The 15,859-nt window shown below is 68.8% G+C and carries 13 protein-coding genes; 4 read left to right on the forward strand and 9 right to left on the reverse strand.

Translation table 11 applies throughout. From position 1 onward, the window contains the following. Positions 1 to 19: 19 nt before the first annotated feature. Positions 20 to 1,093 (reverse strand): LLM class flavin-dependent oxidoreductase, encoded by a 1,074-nt coding sequence (locus BCL67_RS06105; protein ID WP_106122689.1) that lies wholly within the window; start codon positions 1,091 to 1,093, stop codon positions 20 to 22. Positions 1,094 to 1,165: 72 nt separating this feature from the next. Next, entirely contained in the window at positions 1,166 to 2,059 is an 894-nt protein-coding gene (locus tag BCL67_RS06110; protein ID WP_106122577.1) for an ArgP/LysG family DNA-binding transcriptional regulator, read from the reverse strand. Between the two features lie 94 nt (positions 2,060 to 2,153). On the opposite strand from BCL67_RS06110, the gene BCL67_RS06115 reads away from it, so the two are divergent. Beyond that, positions 2,154 to 2,846 (forward strand): LysE/ArgO family amino acid transporter, encoded by a 693-nt coding sequence (locus BCL67_RS06115; RefSeq protein ID WP_106122578.1) that lies wholly within the window; start codon positions 2,154 to 2,156, stop codon positions 2,844 to 2,846. Here BCL67_RS06115 and BCL67_RS06120 read toward each other — a convergent pair. Together BCL67_RS06120 and BCL67_RS06125 are read right to left on the reverse strand one after the other, a co-directional pair. Next, positions 2,843 to 4,411 carry a phytoene desaturase family protein gene (locus BCL67_RS06120; RefSeq protein ID WP_106122579.1) on the reverse strand — a complete coding sequence of 523 codons (1,569 nt, stop codon included), beginning with the start codon at positions 4,409 to 4,411 and terminating at the stop codon, positions 2,843 to 2,845. The genes BCL67_RS06115 and BCL67_RS06120 overlap by 4 nt on opposite strands. Next, a complete protein-coding gene (locus BCL67_RS06125; RefSeq protein WP_106122580.1) occupies positions 4,408 to 5,667 on the reverse strand; it encodes a hypothetical protein in 1,260 nt (419 codons plus the stop codon). The genes BCL67_RS06120 and BCL67_RS06125 overlap by 4 nt, the downstream gene beginning before the upstream one ends. Positions 5,668 to 5,769: 102 nt before the next feature. Between BCL67_RS06125 and BCL67_RS06130 the strand changes: the two genes are divergently transcribed. Together BCL67_RS06130 and BCL67_RS06135 are read left to right on the forward strand one after the other, a co-directional pair. Then, a complete protein-coding gene (locus BCL67_RS06130) occupies positions 5,770 to 6,306 on the forward strand; it encodes a dimethyladenosine transferase (RefSeq protein ID WP_146131093.1) in 537 nt (178 codons plus the stop codon). Positions 6,307 to 6,437: 131 nt separating this feature from the next. Further along, positions 6,438 to 7,274, forward strand: a complete 837-nt coding sequence (locus tag BCL67_RS06135; protein ID WP_106122582.1) for a CGNR zinc finger domain-containing protein — start codon at positions 6,438 to 6,440, stop codon at positions 7,272 to 7,274. A gap of 285 nt (positions 7,275 to 7,559) precedes the next feature. Here BCL67_RS06135 and BCL67_RS15420 read toward each other — a convergent pair whose 3' ends face one another. The 5 genes from BCL67_RS15420 to BCL67_RS06160 form a co-directional block, all read right to left on the reverse strand. Continuing rightward, positions 7,560 to 7,973: a hypothetical protein gene (locus BCL67_RS15420; protein WP_181255909.1), complete on the reverse strand. Its 414-nt coding sequence runs from the start codon at positions 7,971 to 7,973 to the stop codon at positions 7,560 to 7,562. Between the two features lie 114 nt (positions 7,974 to 8,087). Then, the gene (locus tag BCL67_RS15425) at positions 8,088 to 8,657 is read right to left on the reverse strand and encodes a hypothetical protein (RefSeq protein ID WP_181255910.1); all 570 of its coding nucleotides are present in this window, start codon (positions 8,655 to 8,657) and stop codon (positions 8,088 to 8,090) included. 75 nt (positions 8,658 to 8,732) lie between these two features. Continuing rightward, on the reverse strand, positions 8,733 to 10,043 hold the full coding sequence (locus BCL67_RS06150) for an MATE family efflux transporter (RefSeq protein ID WP_106122583.1): 1,311 nt from the start codon (positions 10,041 to 10,043) through the stop codon (positions 8,733 to 8,735). Between the two features lie 50 nt (positions 10,044 to 10,093). Further along, positions 10,094 to 11,254, reverse strand: coding sequence for a CPBP family intramembrane glutamic endopeptidase (locus BCL67_RS06155; RefSeq protein ID WP_106122584.1), 1,161 nt, complete (start codon positions 11,252 to 11,254; stop codon positions 10,094 to 10,096). A 33-nt stretch (positions 11,255 to 11,287) separates the two neighbouring features. Then, positions 11,288 to 12,232 carry an acyl-CoA thioesterase gene (locus tag BCL67_RS06160; protein ID WP_181255911.1) on the reverse strand — a complete coding sequence of 315 codons (945 nt, stop codon included), beginning with the start codon at positions 12,230 to 12,232 and terminating at the stop codon, positions 11,288 to 11,290. 167 nt (positions 12,233 to 12,399) lie between these two features. Between BCL67_RS06160 and BCL67_RS06165 the strand changes: the two genes are divergently transcribed. After that, positions 12,400 to 15,621: a beta-phosphoglucomutase family hydrolase gene (locus tag BCL67_RS06165; protein WP_106122586.1), complete on the forward strand. Its 3,222-nt coding sequence runs from the start codon at positions 12,400 to 12,402 to the stop codon at positions 15,619 to 15,621. The last annotated feature ends 238 nt before the right edge of the window (positions 15,622 to 15,859 follow it).

Below are 15,859 nucleotides of genomic sequence, written 5' to 3' on the forward strand. Positions count from 1 at the left end.
GACACCGATCACCGGCGACTCAGGAGTCGCTGAGCATGTCCAGCACCAGGGGTTTCACCTGGGTGCCGTAGAGCTCAATGGCGCTCATCATGTGCTCGTGCGCGAGGCTGGCATTGCCGTACTTCATGCCGAATCGGCTGTTGCCGAGCAGCTTCTGGGTGCGCACGATCTTCTTGGCCACGGTCTCTGGGGAGCCCACGTACAGGGCTCCCTGGTGGACCTCCTGCTCAAACTGGGCCCGTGAGGGGTGGCCGTTGCCCCAGCCGCGCTCGCGGCCGAGCTTCGCCATCGATTCGGCCCAGGACGGGTAGAACACGTCCAGCGCCTCCTCGTCGGTGGGGCCGACGAAACCGTGGGAGTGCACGGCGATCCGGCGGTTGCCGCTGTGACCAAACTCATCGAGCGCCTTCTGGTAGAGCTGGGCCAGTGGGCGGAAGCGCTCGGGGGCGCCGCCGATGATGGCGAGCTCCAGGCCCAGACCGTGGCGTGCGGCGCGGACCACCGAATTGGGGGTTCCGCCCACGGCGATCCAGGTGGGCAGGCCGTGTTCGTGGTCGGTCTTGGGGTAGATCTCCTGGTTGTTCAGCGACCCGCGGGTGTTGCCCTGCCAGCTGATCGGGCCCTCGGAGCGCAGCCGGGTGAAGAGCTCGACCTTCTCCTCGAAGAGCTGCTCGTAGTCGGAGAGGTCGTAGCCGAAGAGCGGGTAGGACTCGATGAAGGAGCCGCGGCCCAGGGAGACCTCGGCGCGGCCGTTGGTGAGGCCGTCGATGGTCGCGAAGCGCTGGTAAACGCGCACCGGGTCGTCGGAGGACAGCACGGTGACGGCGGAGCCGAGCTTGATCCGCTCGGTGGCGGCGCCGATCGCGGAGAGCACCACATCGGGTGCCGAGATCGCGTAGTCGGGGCGGTGATGCTCACCGATGCCGATCACATCGACCCCCGAGGCGTCGGCCATCTTGGCCTCGGCCAGGACGTTGCGCAGCACCTGGGGCTGTGGGACATCCTGCTCGCCGTCGAGGGTCTTGGTGACGTCCCCGAAGGTGTGCAGGCCGAGTTCGAAATGGTCGCTGTGGCGCTCTGTGCTGATGCTCATGGTGGGTGCAACACCGATCATTCCCGGTTCATTCCTCAAAATTTGAAGGACTTAGGCTCTTCGGACTCCTGGTCAGCTCATCCGGGCCGCGGCGCGGCGGACCGCCGCGGTCAGCCGGTCCATCGCGGAGGTGGTGCTGGACCAGTGCTGCCAGTGCAGGGTGGTCTCCTGCTGACCGATCTCCTGGACGATCGCCAGGTCCCGATGCGTCCCTTCCATGACCCCGGCGGGCATCATGGACTCGGGAATCATCCCCCAGCCCAGTCCGTAGCCGACGGCCGCGTTATAGGCCTCCACCGAGGGCACCATATGCGTCGTCGGAGTCCCGGAGACCCCGAGCCGGCGCAGGCCCGTGCGCTGGAGCGAATCCCGGATGCCGTACTCCACCAGCGGAACCCGCTGCCAGTCCACCGTCCCGCCGATGGAACGGTGCCGATCGAGCAGCTCGGTGCTCGCGACCGGCCAGTACCGCATGACCCCCAGCACGGTGGAGCGGCATCCGGAGACCGGCGCGGGGTTCTCCGCCACCGCAGCAGCCACCGTGCCGTTGCGCAGCAGCTCGTGGGTGTGCTCCTGGTCCTCGGCGTAGAAATGCAGCTCCACATCGTCCCAGGTGGCGGCCTCCTGCAGCACCCGCAGGAACCAGCTGGCCAGGGAGTCGGCGTTCACCGCCACCGAGAGGGTGACCGTGGGCGCCGCCTGTCCGGGGATCCGGTGGAAGCCGAGGCTGCGTCGCGCCTCATCCTCGAGCATCACGGTCTGCCGCGCGATCCGCAGCAGCTCCGCCCCGGACTCGGTGGGCACCACCGGGACCGTGCGGGTGAGCAGCACATGGCCGACCTCCTTCTCCAGCGCCTTGATCCGCTGGGAGAAGGCGGAGCCGGAGATCTGCAGCAGCGCGGCGGCGGACTCGAAGGTCCCCTCGTCCACCGCCGCGACGAAGGCACGCAGGTGATCGGTGTTCATGGGGACAAGCCTACCTGGGCATCTGAAGCATTGCTTCAGATAGTGAAGGATGATGAGCTGGTGCGGATGGGGGTGTGGGTTCCAAGATGGAGCCATGACCATCTTGCTCACCGGATTCCTGACCTGCCTGGCCCTCATCGTCGCGATCGGCCCGCAGAGCGCCTGGCTGCTGCGCCAGGGCCTGCGCCGGGACCGCGTGCTGCTGGCCGTGACCTGCTGCATCTTCGGCGACATCCTGCTGATCGCACTGGGCACCGCAGGGGTCGGCGCGGTACTCGATCACGCGCCGTGGCTGATGGAGGTGCTGCGCTGGCTGGGCGTGTCCTACCTGACCTGGTTCGCCTACCGCTCCTTCCGCTCGGCCCGCCGCGCGGGTCAGGCTCTGAAGCCCGGTGTCCACGTCGAGCTCTCCAGCCAGCAGCACGACGACGACGCGCCCGCCGGCTCCGGCGGAGGCGGCGGTGCCCTCAAGCAGGCACAGCGGGTCCAGGTCACCCGGATCTCCTCGATCGCCGCGACCGGGCTCAGCGTGAGCATCCTCAACCCGCACGCCTGGGTGGACACGATGGTGGTGCTGGGCACCATGGCGAACACCTTCGGGGATCAGCGCTGGCTCTTCGCCGGCGGCGCGGTGCTGGCCTCGATCATCTGGTTCAGCGCGCTGGCCCTGGGCGGTGCGGTGCTCTCGAAGTGGCTCAACCGGCCGCGCACCTGGCAGGTGCTCGACATCCTCGTCGGAGCGATCATGCTCGTGGTCGCCGGTCTGCTGGCGTTCAGCGGCTTCTAGTTCGGCCGCTTCGGGTGTCGGCGCAGCACCGACTGCGCGGCATGGAACCCGGCCATTCCATGCGCCCCGCCGCCCGGAGGCGCTGAGGCGGAGCAGAGGTAGACCTCCGGGCCGGCACCATCAGGCGTCAGGACCTCTGGCGCACCCGGCGCCTCATCCCCGGCATGCGGCACCCGGTAGGGATCCGCGCGCAGCGCCGGGCGGGCCAGGAACTGGCGCAGCGTCGGGGCACCGGCGCTGATCGAGCCGCCGACCAGGTTGGGGTTCCACTCCTGCAGGTCCGCGGGGCTCCAGAGCCTGCGCGCCTGCACGGTCGCGCCGAACCCGGGGGCCTGGGCCTCGATCTCGGCCTCGATCATCTTCGCGGCGCGCGTCACCGCAGGTCCGGAGAGTCCGCCGGGCACATGGGCGTACGCCCAGGCCACGGTGCGCTCATCGGGTGTTCGGGAGGCGTCCGCAACACTGGGCTGGGTCAGCAGCACATACGGCCGTCCGGGCAGAGTGCCGCGCACGGCGGCGGCCTCGGAGGCAGCCATCTGCGAGGCTCCCCCTCCCAGGTGCACGGTGCCGGCCTGGCCCATGGACTCATGCCGCCAGGGGATCGGGCCCTCGAGCAGGTAGTCGATCTTCACGATGCCGCTGCCATAGTTCCACCGGCTCAGCGCCCGTGAGTAGCCGCGCGGCAGCCGCAGTCCGCCGAAGCCGCGCAGCTGCCGCGGGGTCAGGTCCAGCAGCACCGCGTCGGGCATGTGCGCCTGGGCTCCGGTGCTGCCGGGTTGGCGCAGCTCCTCCAGGCCGGTGATCCGGCGACCGGTGACCACCCTGCCGCCGTGCGATTCGAGCTCCGCGACCAGGGCGCTCACCACCGCGCCGGAGCCTCCGCGGGCCACCGGCCAGCCGCTCACCTGCGCGGCGGCGCCGAGCAGCAGCCCGAAGGCTGAGGTCAGCGGTCTGCGCAGGTCGGTGGTGGCGTGCCCGGAGAGCCCGGCGAAGAGCGCCTTGGTCGGGGCCTCGGTGAAGATCTGCTGCAGCCAGGTCGCCGGCCAGGCGCCGCGCGCCCCGATCTGCACCAGGGACTGCACCCGACGCGCGGCCGAATCGGACTGCAGGTTGCTCAGCGGGGCGGTCACCGGGGTCATCCCGGCGCGCAGCACCCGGTCCCAGTCCCGGGCGACCGGTCCGAAGACCCGAGTCCAGGCGGTGCCGTCGGGGCCCAGCCCCGCGGCGGTGTCGCTGACCGAGGCGTGCAGCAGGACCGGCGGGGCGCCGTGGTCGAGCCCGTGGGCGGCGGGGATCGGGGGGTGGACGTATTGAAGGCCGTGGCGCTCGACCCCGGGGACCGGCGGCGGTCCGAAGGGGAACACGCTGGCGCCGAGGTCGCTGATCACGCCCTCCCCGCCGGGGACCCCGCGGCCGAGCTCACCAGCGAAGAGCTCGGCTGAGCGCATCGCGCCGCCGGGCGCGTCGGCGGCCTCGTAGACGGTGACCTCCCAGCCGGCCTGGGCCAGCAGGCAGGCTGCGGTCAGCCCGTTCGGACCCGACCCGACGACGGCGGCTCGCTTCATGAGAAGGGGCCTTTCAGCTGCGCGACCTGGGCCGCGATGTTGCGGATGAACACCACCATCCAGGAGAGCAGCACGGCGGCGCCGATGAGCTCCAATGATGTCAGGTTGTAGTAGCCGATGGGCTCCCAGAGGGCGCCCGCGAAGATCACGCCCGCGGCGGCCAGGTAGCTGACCAGGTAGAAGGTGCGCGGGAAGCCGGGCAGCAGGTAGGGCATGCCGAGGAGCAGGATCAGGAAGGACAAGCCGAAGCCGGCGGTGAAGAGCACGTGGATGTCGTGATGCAGGCTGATCGGCACCAGCCCGACCCCGGCGAGGGAGACGCCCATGGCGATCATGACCGAACGGACCAGTCCGATCCGTGGGCGAGAGACGTGCCGACTCACCGCTGCGGTGAGCCGGGCCCCCAGCGGCAGGCTGCCGTTGGGACGGCGGCGGCCTGCCTGACGCCGCTCCAGCTCCTGGTCGCGGGTGCCGGAGATGTGATCGGACCAGATCTCCAGGTCCCGGGTGATGAACGCGGTCAGGGTGGTGATGATCGTTCCGGAGACCACCAGGGTGGTGTTGAAGGTCCAGAAGGAGGTCAGCCCGGCCTGGCCGGTGCCCAGCTCGGAGAACATCACGTGCCACCAGAACGGGTTCTCCGCGAAGATCATCGAGACCAGCACGCCGGAGGCGGTGAAGATCGCGAGCAGCGTGGAGAGGGTGAACGCGTTGATCCGCGCGCCGGAGTTGAAGCTGAAGTATCCGGCCGTGCCCCCGACGATGGCCAGCAGCACCGCTCCCGCGATGTGGTCCACGGTCAGCCCGATGAAGGCCTCCTGGAAGACTCGGAAGAGGCCGAGGGAGACCATCACCGCGATCGAGGCGTGGACCACCAGCAGTGCGAGGGTGTCCATCACCTGCCGGATCCGGGGTCGCTGGCCCAGCCAGATGTTCGCCAGTCGGGTGTTCAGCGAGAAGCCGAGCAGGAAGGCGAGCGCGGCGGTGACGCCGCCGACCACGGAGCCGTAGACCTGGATGGACTCCTCCCCGGCGAGCGGCGGCCGGTGATCGCCGAAGACGAAGAATCCCAGTCCGAGCCCGATGAGCGCGCCGCCGATGGCGCACCAGATCGCCCGGGACTCGATGAGCACCTGGAGCCGAGCCTGGGTCTCGGCCTGGGACCGGGTGGTCTCCGCGGGGTGGGTGGCCTCCTCCACCGCCGCCTGCGCCGCAAGTCGGCGGGCGGTGCCATGGGTGGACGGGGATCTGATCACCGCCCAAGCCTTGCCGTCGCACCAGCTTCTTGCAAGCTGGTGCGGTGAACTCCCAGCGAACGGACCCCTCCGGTGGGCAGTGCCGCCCTAGACTTGGCGCTCATGAGCACTCCGACGCCTGACGCACCCGGCCACCGAGACGCCCTCCGCCCGCCTCAGCCGGTGGATCGAGGTGACCATGTCGTGGCCTTCAGCGCAGAGGTCTCCGCCTCGGCGGAGCAGGTCTTCGCCCTGGTCGCGGATCCGCACCGGCACCATGAGATCGACGGATCCGGCACCGTGCAGAGCCGGGCGTTCGGTCCGCATCGCCTTCAGCCCGGCGATCGCTTCAGCGTTGCCATGCGAGTGTTCGGGATCCCCTACCGGCTGCCGCTGAGGGTGCTGACCGCGGCTCCGCCGACGCCGCAGCGGACCGGGGTGCTGGAGTGGGCCCAGCCCACCGGGCACCGGTGGCGCTGGGAGATGACCCCGGTCCCGGCGGACACGAACCGCACAGTGGTCACCGAGTCCTACGACGCACGGGCTCAGCTCCGAGTCATGCGAGCGGCCCTGAGACTCTCGAAGGTCTACTCCCGCAACGGGCGTGGGATCGAGGCCTCACTCTCCAGGCTGCAGAAACGGTTCGGCCCTGACGCGTGAGCGCAGCATCCGACCCGTGGACCGACCCGGGCTCTGCCTCACCGATGGACTAGCATTAGCCGCACACCAGCGCCCGCCGCCGCGAGGCCGCGGATCTCGGACGGGTGCTATGACCTCGGGAGAGGAGATGCATGTTCGATGTTGATACTGACCGAACCCTCGTAGCGGCAGCAGACCTGGTCAACACCAGTGCTGGACTGCGCAGTGCCACGCCCGGTCTTGACCAGCTCACCACGGTGACGCAGCTCAAGGATTATCTGGGTTCACGAGATCCCGGCATGCGGTGGGCGTCGTCCGGCGCTGACCGCACGCAGCTCGAGAAGGTGCAGCACCTGCGTGAGAAGGTTCAGCGGATCTGGAGCTCGACGCCGATCGAGTCCGATGCCCCGGTGCAGGTGCTCAACGAGCTGCTGCACGGTGTGGGGCTCAGGGTCGCTCGCGGCGCCGACGGCGAGTACCGCGCCGAGCCGGTCCCGGCGTCGAAGGATCTGGCAGATGTGATGACGGCGAGCATCGCCACCGCCATCCAGCACCTGGTGGTGCGGGATGAGACGGTGAGGATGCGGACCTGCAAGGGTGAGAGCTGTGATGCGGTCATCATCGACCTCACCCGCAATCGCTCACGTCTGTTCTGCGACTTCGGCAACTGCGCCAACCGCGCCCATGTCCGGGCCTACCGAGCACGTCAGGCGGCACACCGCAAGACGTTCTCAACGGCACGAGAGGCAGCTGCTGCCGCCGCGGTGCATTCGACCCGGCACCAGGGAGCCCTTGTGGACACGCTGGACAGTCCGCGACTGGCCAAGCCGAGCGCGGCAGAGAAGGCGGCCCAGATCGAAGTGCCGACATCTCAGTCCGCACGGGCGGCCAAGGAGTTCCGGGATCGGATGCGGGACGAGCTGATGGAGAAGCGCGAGAAGAAATCGGCCAAGAAGCTGAAGAAAGAGAAGAAGAAGGTCAAGAAATAGCCGGATGACTGAGGGACCGTCACGGAAACAGGAGGCTGTGACGTGCTTGTCAGTCAGGCAGCGTGATCCCGGGTCGACTGGTGCTGGTGCTGAGGCGCCGGAGTCAGTGGGCCCGGGACCAGCGCGCCCAGAATCCGTGCTGGCCCGCATCCTCGGACCTGGAGGATCTGCCGGCCGTGAGGGTCAGCGACCCGGGCAGGTCGGTCACCGCCGAGGGTCGGCGAGTCGGAAGAGTCAGTGACCGTGGCGGATCAGCGACCGTGGCGGATCAGCGACGGTGGCGGATCAGCGACGCTCGTCGCGTCGCCCGTAGGTCGGCTCATCGCCGTCCTCGGGCTCCCCGGCACCCCGCCGGGCCTGAGCGGCCTCGTCGGCCTTATTGCGCCGGGCGTCTTCGCGGCGCTTCGCCACCTGCTGGCGGTAGAGCTCCTCGGAGTTCCGATTCACGCCGGAGCCCTCCGCGAGGTGTTCAGGGTTCTCCCGCGACGCCAGGTGCAGCATCGAGATCACCAGCAGCGTCGCGATGAACCCGATCCCGAACGCGATCAGCCCCAGGTCAAGCCGGGCCGGGTTGTCGGTGCCGCCGGATGAGGTGATCAGCGTGACGAATCCCGCCACGAAGCCCATGGCGAAAGAGAAGATCAGCGGAGCCTTGACCGTCTCAAGCAGAGATCGGCGCCCCTTATCGTCTTCAGCCACTTGGAGTTCCTCGTTCCTGAGCATCGGTATCTGGTCTCTGATGGGCTGCGCGTGCGGCGCGGCACCACCAGATCAATTCTACGTCCTGTAGTAGAACGGGGACGATTCAGCGACTCAACGAGTCGACGCACGCCCGCGCTTGGCGTCATGGAGCAGTCCGGCGCCGCTGATCAAGAGCACCACTGCCATGATGACCACGCCCATGCCGGCGAGCCCGAGGATCCCGTGCGGGTCCAGGTGCAGGCCGACTCCCAGCGCGAGGCCGGTCAGCACGCCCACGGCGCCGAGGATGATCTGGTCCCGTGCCGGCACGAAGTCGTTCCTGGCGCGGAGGCCTCCGATGAGCTCGGCCACGCCCATCGCGGCGAAGCCGATGGCAGCGATCACGGCGGCCGCGGTGGCGGTGTCCACGAAGATCACCGCGACACCGGAGAGCACCCAGGCCGCAGCGCCCATGGCCAGCGGACCGCGCAGCGAGATCGGCACCGCCTCGACCTTCGCGTAGTCCCAGACGGCCGTGGCGCCGAGCACGAAGAACCCGGCGATCGAGATCTTCAGCAGGGTGACGGTCTCCTCCTGCCAGAAGATCGCGACCACTGCGAAGACGACGGTGATGACCGCGCGCAGCCAGACCGGACGGGTCAGCTCTTCGGCGGTGGAGGCGGGGATCTTCTGCACAGGCACGCCTAGAAGTCTACAGCCGCGGCCATGACCCGCGGCCCACGGGCGGGATGCGGCACCACCTCTGACCTCCGCGACTCAGCGGTGCTCGCCGGCGATCATCCAGCGCTCACCGCGGGCGCGGATCCCGAGCGTCACCCCGCGGGCCCCCATGAAGACCACGGCGAACCCGGCCCAGAGCCAGAGGATCGCCTCGGTGCCGCTGAATCCGGCGCTGGAGACCCACCACAGCACCGGGAGGTACACCGCGAGGTTCACCAGGCCGACGACGGCGAGGTAGCGCACGTCGCCGGCACCCATGAGCACGCCGTCGAGCACGAAGACGAAACCGGCGAGCGGCTGGGCCGCGGCCATGACCAGCAGCGCGGCGGTGATGCCGGCCGCCACGCGGGCGTCCGGGGTGAACAGCGCCGGGGCGAAGGGTGCCGCGAGCGCGATCAGCCCGCCGGTGATCACGCCGAACCCGAGCCCCCAGCGGATCATCGTGCGGGTCATCGCCTTGGCCTCGCGCACCCGGGAGGCGCCCAGCTCCTTGCCGATCAGCGCCTGCGCAGCGATGGCCAGCGCGTCGAGCACGAACGCCAGGGTGGAGAAGATGGTGAACGCCACCTGGTGCGCGGCGAGGGTATGCGGTCCCAGATCGGTGGCGATCAGGACCGTGGCGACGATGGCCGCGCGCAGCGACACGGTGCGCAGCATCATCCAGGAGCCCACGCTGGCCGCCTGGCGCAGCGCGATCGGGTCCACACCCAGGGGCACGCCAGCCGCCCGCATCCGGGGCACCAGCATCGCCAGGTACGCCACCGCCATCCCCCACTGGGCGATCGATGTGCCCAGCGCGGCTCCCGCGGTTCCCAGTCCCACCACATGGACCAGCACCAGGTTCAGCACGATGTTCGCGCCGAAGCCCACGGCCGCCACGATCAGCGGGGTCTTGGTGTCCTGCAGCCCGCGCAGCATCCCGACGGCCGCGAAGACCAGCAGGATCGCAGGCACCCCGGGCAGCGACCAGAGCAGATAGTTCCAGGCGTGGACCTGCATCTCTCCGGTGCTGCCCATGGCGATCAGCAGCGACTCCCCGAAGGCCAGGCCGGCGAGGGCCAGCACCACACCGAGCATCACGGCCAGCCAGAGGCCGTCACGACCCGCGGCCAGCGCCCGGGAGAGCCGGCCTGCGCCGAGAAGTCGCGCCACGGCGGGGGTGGTGGAGTAGGCCAGGAAGATCATCAGTCCGGTGACCGTGTGCATCACCGTGATTCCCAGGGCCGCCCCGGCGAGCTCATCGACGCCCAGCCGGCCGATGATCGCGGTGTCCGCGAGCAGGAACAGCGGTTCGGCCACGAGCGCCCCGAGGGCGGGGACGGCCAGGGCGAGGATCTGGCGTCCCATCGGGCGTGGGTCGCGCGGGGCCCTCGACTCGAGTTCCGGAGGCTGCGGGTTCACTTGCCGCCGGTCAGCGCCAGGGCGGTCTCGGTGAGCACGCGCAGCACCGCACCGGTGTTCGCGAGGAGACCGGGCATCTCCTCCATGCCGCTGTCCTCGAGGAACTGCTCCAGCTGGGGCTGGACGAAGTAGGCCATCACCAGGGCCATGACGTTGTTGAAGGCATGCAGCAGCCAGGCGTAGACCAGCGAGCGCCCGGTGAGGATGTAGGCCAGGGTGAACACCGAGCCCATCACCACGTAGGGCACCACCGAGATCAGGGTCAGGTCCGTGGGGGCCCCGGGGTCGGCCAGCATCATCACCAGGGCCGGGATGAAGTGCAGCAGCGGGAAGGTGATCACCGAGAGGACGCCGCAGATCCAGATGTTGATATAGCGGGAGAGCTTGCCGATCATCAGGTGCCGGAAGAAGTACTCCTCCACATAGGGGCCCAGCAGACCCATCACCAGCACCGCCGCGAGGAACGGCACGAACGAGAGCATCGACTCGATCGCGAGCTGGTTCTCCGAGGTCTCCGGCTCTCCACCGAGGCTGAGCACCAGCACCGCCGTGACGATCAGCGTGCCCACCCACGCCACGGGGACCAGCAGCAGCTTCAACCACCACAGGTGGCCGAAGGCCCGGATCGAACGGATGAGCGCCTTGGCGGAGAAGGCGAGGGCGATGACCACCATCACGGTGTAGCCGATGACGTTGAGCAGGAACAGCGCCTGCTGCTCCTGCTCCTCGACCCCGGAGCCGAGCATCGTGGAGAAGGGCGGGAGGAGAGCCAGCAGGCTCACCCCGCCGACGAGCATCACGACCACATAGGCCAGCACGGCGATGAGATCGCCCCAGATGAACCGGCCGGGCTCAGAGTCGCGCTGCCGCTTGCGCGCAGGGTACGACGCCGGCGGCCAGCCGCCCTGCGGCAGCTGGACCTGCTGATCCGGGTGGCCCTGGGGCGGCCAGGCATCCTGCGGCGGCTGCCCGTAGGGGTACGACGGCTGCCCATAGAGGCCGGCCTGCTGGCCCTGCTGCGGCGGCTGCCCGTACGGCGAGGGTTGCTGGCCATGCGGCTGCCCGTAGAGCCCGGGCTGCGGACCGTGGGCATCGGGCGCCGGGTAGCCCGGGTAGCCCGGGTCCTGGCCGTAGGGGTTCTGCGGAGGCTGAGTCATCGCATACCAGCTTAGTTCTGTGAGGTGAGGGGGTCAGTTCTGCGAGGTGATGGGGCTCGGCGTCAGCAAGGTGGCGTTGCGCAGGTCGCGCAGCTTCCGGGCCTGGGCCGCCACCGCATGGTCCTCGTCGGTGATCGGCTCCCACGGAGCGATCGGCCGGGCCGAGCCCTCGCCGTCCGGGGCGACCATCACCGGAAGCCCGTAGGCCACCACCGCGGGGTGCTTCTCGCGGCGGTCACCGGCACGGACGCGGACCAGCACGTGCATGGACTTGGACCCGGTGAGCACCAGCCGGGCATCGACCTCCACCAGGTCCCCGACCGTCACCGGACGGTAGAAGCGGACACCGCCGGTGAGCACGGCGGCGACGTCATAGCCGCTGTATCGCTCCGCGCAGATCTCTGCGGTCTTGTCGATCCATTTCATCACTGCACCGCCGCGGATCTTGCCATCGGGGTAGCGCTCGTCGGTGTCGGCCAGGAAGCGCAGGGTCAGCGCCTCGGAGCTGCCGATGCCCTCGGGCAGCGACTGGATCGTCTCTTCCATCTGTCGGCGATAGACCATCCGCTGGGAGGCGTCGAGGTCCCGTCGTCGCTCCAGCTCGGTCTGCGGCTCGAAGGGGGCAACGGCGGCGGGCTCGCCGTCGTCGCCCACGGCCACGTAGATCATGAAGCACTCGGTGCAGACCACCCAGCCCTCGTCCTTGCGGATCAGCACCCGGGTCTGGATGTGCACCGAGGTGCGCCCGGTGTGGACCACCCGGGCCTGCACCGTGACCGGGGTCTCCCGCGGGACCGGCACGGTGAAGTGCATATTGCCCACGTAGGAGGTCACGCAGTCGGTCCTGGTCCAGGAGGCCGCACACGCATAGGCGGTCTTATCGATCCAGTCCACCACCGTGCCGGCGGCCACATAGGAGTCCGGAGAGGTGCCCGCCACCTCTCGAAAAGTCAGTTCGATGCTGCTTCGCCGCGCCATGACAATGACGCTAGCACCCCCACGTGGGAGACCTGCGCCATAGGTGGTAACCCGTCGGGTGTATATCGTGGACCCTAGAGACCTAGGATGGGGCACCGTGCCCGACCGGACGAGCCCCGTCCATGGGCAGCCACCCGACCTTTGAACCATCTCCGCGTGAGGCCGATATGCATCCCTTTGAGAATCCCTTCCGACACAGCGCTGAGGCCAAGCGCCACGCACTGCGTCACTTCCGTGCCGTGATCTTCGACATGGACGGGGTCGTCACCGATACCGCCGGGGTGCACACGCGCGCTTGGAAGGAACTCTTCGACACGGCCCTGCCCGAGATCGCCGGCTCCCCCCAGCCGGAGTTCACCGAAGAGGACTACCTGAACTTCGTCGACGGCCGGCCGCGGGAGGACGGGGTGCGGTCGCTGCTGGAGGCGCGCAATCTCGAGGTCCCCGAGGGCCGCCTCGATGACGCGCCCGAGACGCTCAGCGTCAACGGGCTCGCGGCCCGCAAGCAGGGCTACTTCGAGTCCGTGCTCGCCCGCGACGGCGTGGAGGTCTTCCACACCACCGTCGAGCTGATCACCCAGCTGCGCAAGGACGGGATCCCGACCGCGCTGGTGACCTCCTCGCGCAACGGCCGCGAGGTGCTCACCATCGCCGGGCTGCTCGACGCGTTCACCGTGATCGTGGACGGCTCCGACGCGCTGGAGCTGGGTCTGCCGGGCAAGCCCAACCCGCACATGTTCCTCCACGCCGCAGAGCTGCTGCGCGTGGAGCCCCAGGACACCATCGTGATCGAGGATGCGGCCTCCGGCGTCCAGGCCGGACGCGCCGGGGACTTCGGGATGGTCGTGGGACTCAACCGCGGCGATGACCCGGCCCGGCTCAAGGAGGCGGGCGCCGACGTCGTCGTCACCGATCTCGCCGTGATGAACCTCTCCAGCCGCACCACCCGCCCCTATGACTCCGACTGGGTGCTCTCCTATGACGGCTTCGATCCGAAGCTGGAGCCCACCCGCGAGGTGCTCATGGCGATGGCCAACGGCTACTGGGGCACCCGCGGGCACTACCCGGGCACCGCCGCCGATGCCACCCACTACCCGGGCAGCTACATCGCCGGGGTGTTCAACCGGCTCAAGACCGACCTGATGGGCAAGACCGTGGAGACCGAGCACATGGTCAATGTGCCGGACTGGACCTTCCTGCAGGTGACCCCGGATGCCGGGACCCCGCTGCTGCCGGGCTCCCCGGAGCTGATCCACTACCACCAGGAACTCGACATGCGCCGCGGCGTGGTCACCCGGATCGCCCGCTACCAGGACCTCCACGGTCGCCGCACCAAGGTGACCATGCGCCAGTTCCAGTCCCTGGCCGGGGTGCAGATCGCCGCGCTGGAGATGAAGATCGAGGCCGAGAACTGGTCCGGCAACGTCAACGTGCGCTCCATGATCGATGGCCGGGTGGCCAACCGCAACGTCGACGCCGACCGCGAGCTCGCCGGCAACCACCTGGAACCGGTGCAGTCCCGCGAGGTCGACGGCGAGACGGTGCTGCTGGAGACCCAGACCAACCAGTCCGAGGTGCGCATCGCGCTGGCGACCCGCACCACGGTGACCACCTCCGGGACCAGCAACCCGATGCGCCGAGCGATCCACGAGGGTGAGCTCGTCGCGGGCCACGACATCTCGCTGGCGCTGGAATCCGGGAAGCCGGTGATCCTGGAGAAGATCGCGGCGGTCTCGAACTCCCACGACCAGGCGATCTCCACGGTCTGGCACAACGCGGTCAAGAAGGTCCAGCGGGCCTCGAGCTTCCGCACCATGCTCACCTATCACGAGGAGATGTGGGGCGTGCTCTGGCACCGCTTCGCGGTCTCCATCGGGCAGAACGCCTCCCGCCAGCAGATGGCGCTGAATCTGCACACCTTCCACGTGCTGCAGACCGCCTTCGGCGCCCGCCACGATCTGGATGCGACGCTTCCGGCGCGCGGCCTCACCGGGGAGGGCTACCGCGGGCATCTCTTCTGGGACGAGATGTTCATGTACCCGATGCTCACCCTGCGCCGGCCCGAGCTGACCCGTGGGCTGCTGCTCTACCGCTACCGACGGCTCAGCGAGGCCCGCTCCATGGCTCGCAGCGAGGGCTACGACGGCGCCATGTTCCCCTGGCAGTCCGGCTCCGACGGCCGCGAGGAGACTCCCAGCGAGCTGTGGAACCCGCGCTCCGGGATGTGGATGCCGGACAACTCCCACCGGCAGCGGCACGTCTCGCTGGCGATCGCCTATTCGGTGCTGCAGTACTTCGAGACCACGCAGGACTACACTTTCCTGGCCGACTACGGGGCCGAGATCCTGGTGGAGATCTCCCGGTTCTTCGTCTCGATGACCACCTACGACGCCGAGACCGACCGGTTCAGCATCGATGGTGTGATGGGCCCGGACGAGTACCACGACGGCACCGCCGAGGCGCCCGGGACGGGCCTGCGCGACAACGCCTACACCAATGTGCTGACCTCCTGGATGCTGCGCCACACCGCACGGCTGGTGCGCGACCTCGACGGCCGCGATGACCCGCTCTCGGAGTGGCTCGACATCTTCGAAGACGAGCTGGACCACTGGGAGCACATCGCCAAGCGGCTGCATGTGCCCTTCCACGAGGACAACGTGATCAGCCAGTTCGAGGGTTATGAGGCCCTGGAGGAGTTCGACTGGGAGGGCTACCGCGCGAAGTACGGCAACATCGGCCGGCTCGACCTGATCCTGCAGGCCGAGGGTGATTCGACCAACCGGTACAAGCTCTCCAAGCAGGCCGACGTGCTGATGCTGTGCTACATCTTCTCCGCCGATGAGCTCGTCGAGACCCTGGACCACATGGGCTACACGCTCTCCATGGAGGACTTCGGCCGCACGGTGGAGTATTACCTGGCCCGGTCCTCCCACGGCTCCACGCTCTCCCGGCTGGTCCACGGCTGGGTGGCGGCCCGGTTCGATCGCTCCGGCTCCTGGAACCTGTTCAAGGAGGCGCTGGAGGCTGATCTCGCCGACACCCAGGGCGGCACCACCCGCGAGGGCGTGCACCTGGGGGCGATGGCGGGCACCGTGGACATGGTGCTGCGCTGCTACGGCGGCGTGGAGACCCGCGCCGACGCGCTGTGGCTGCACCCGCTGCTGCCCGACGAGCTGCCGTCCCTGACCTTCAGGATGCGCTACCGCAACCAGCCCATCGTGGTCTCGATCAACCATGATGAGGTGGAGCTGAAGCTCTCCGAGGGCTCGGCGGAGCCGATCGACGTCAACGTCGAGGGCACCCGCAAGACCATGGCCCCGGGTGAGACCTGGACCGTGAAGCTGGCCCACTCGGCCCGGGTGCATCAGCGCCAGCCTGCCGAGGTCTGAGCCTCAAGCACCAGCTGCATAGGAACGACGACGGCCCGCCCGGTGCTCACCGGCGGGCCGTCGTCATGTGTCACCACCACACGGAGATGTTCATCGGGCATAAATCCATGCTGTCTCGGGTGCAATAACCGCTGGATCGCTTATTGTGTTGACAGGATCTACTGTCTTTGTGCAACTGTTCATGATGTGCCGCAGCCCGCTTCACAGCATGGCCCGGCCATGGAGGCCAGCCTGCACG

Source organism: Nesterenkonia sandarakina (assembly GCF_003003175.1).
GTDB lineage: Bacteria > Actinomycetota > Actinomycetes > Actinomycetales > Micrococcaceae > Nesterenkonia > Nesterenkonia sandarakina_A.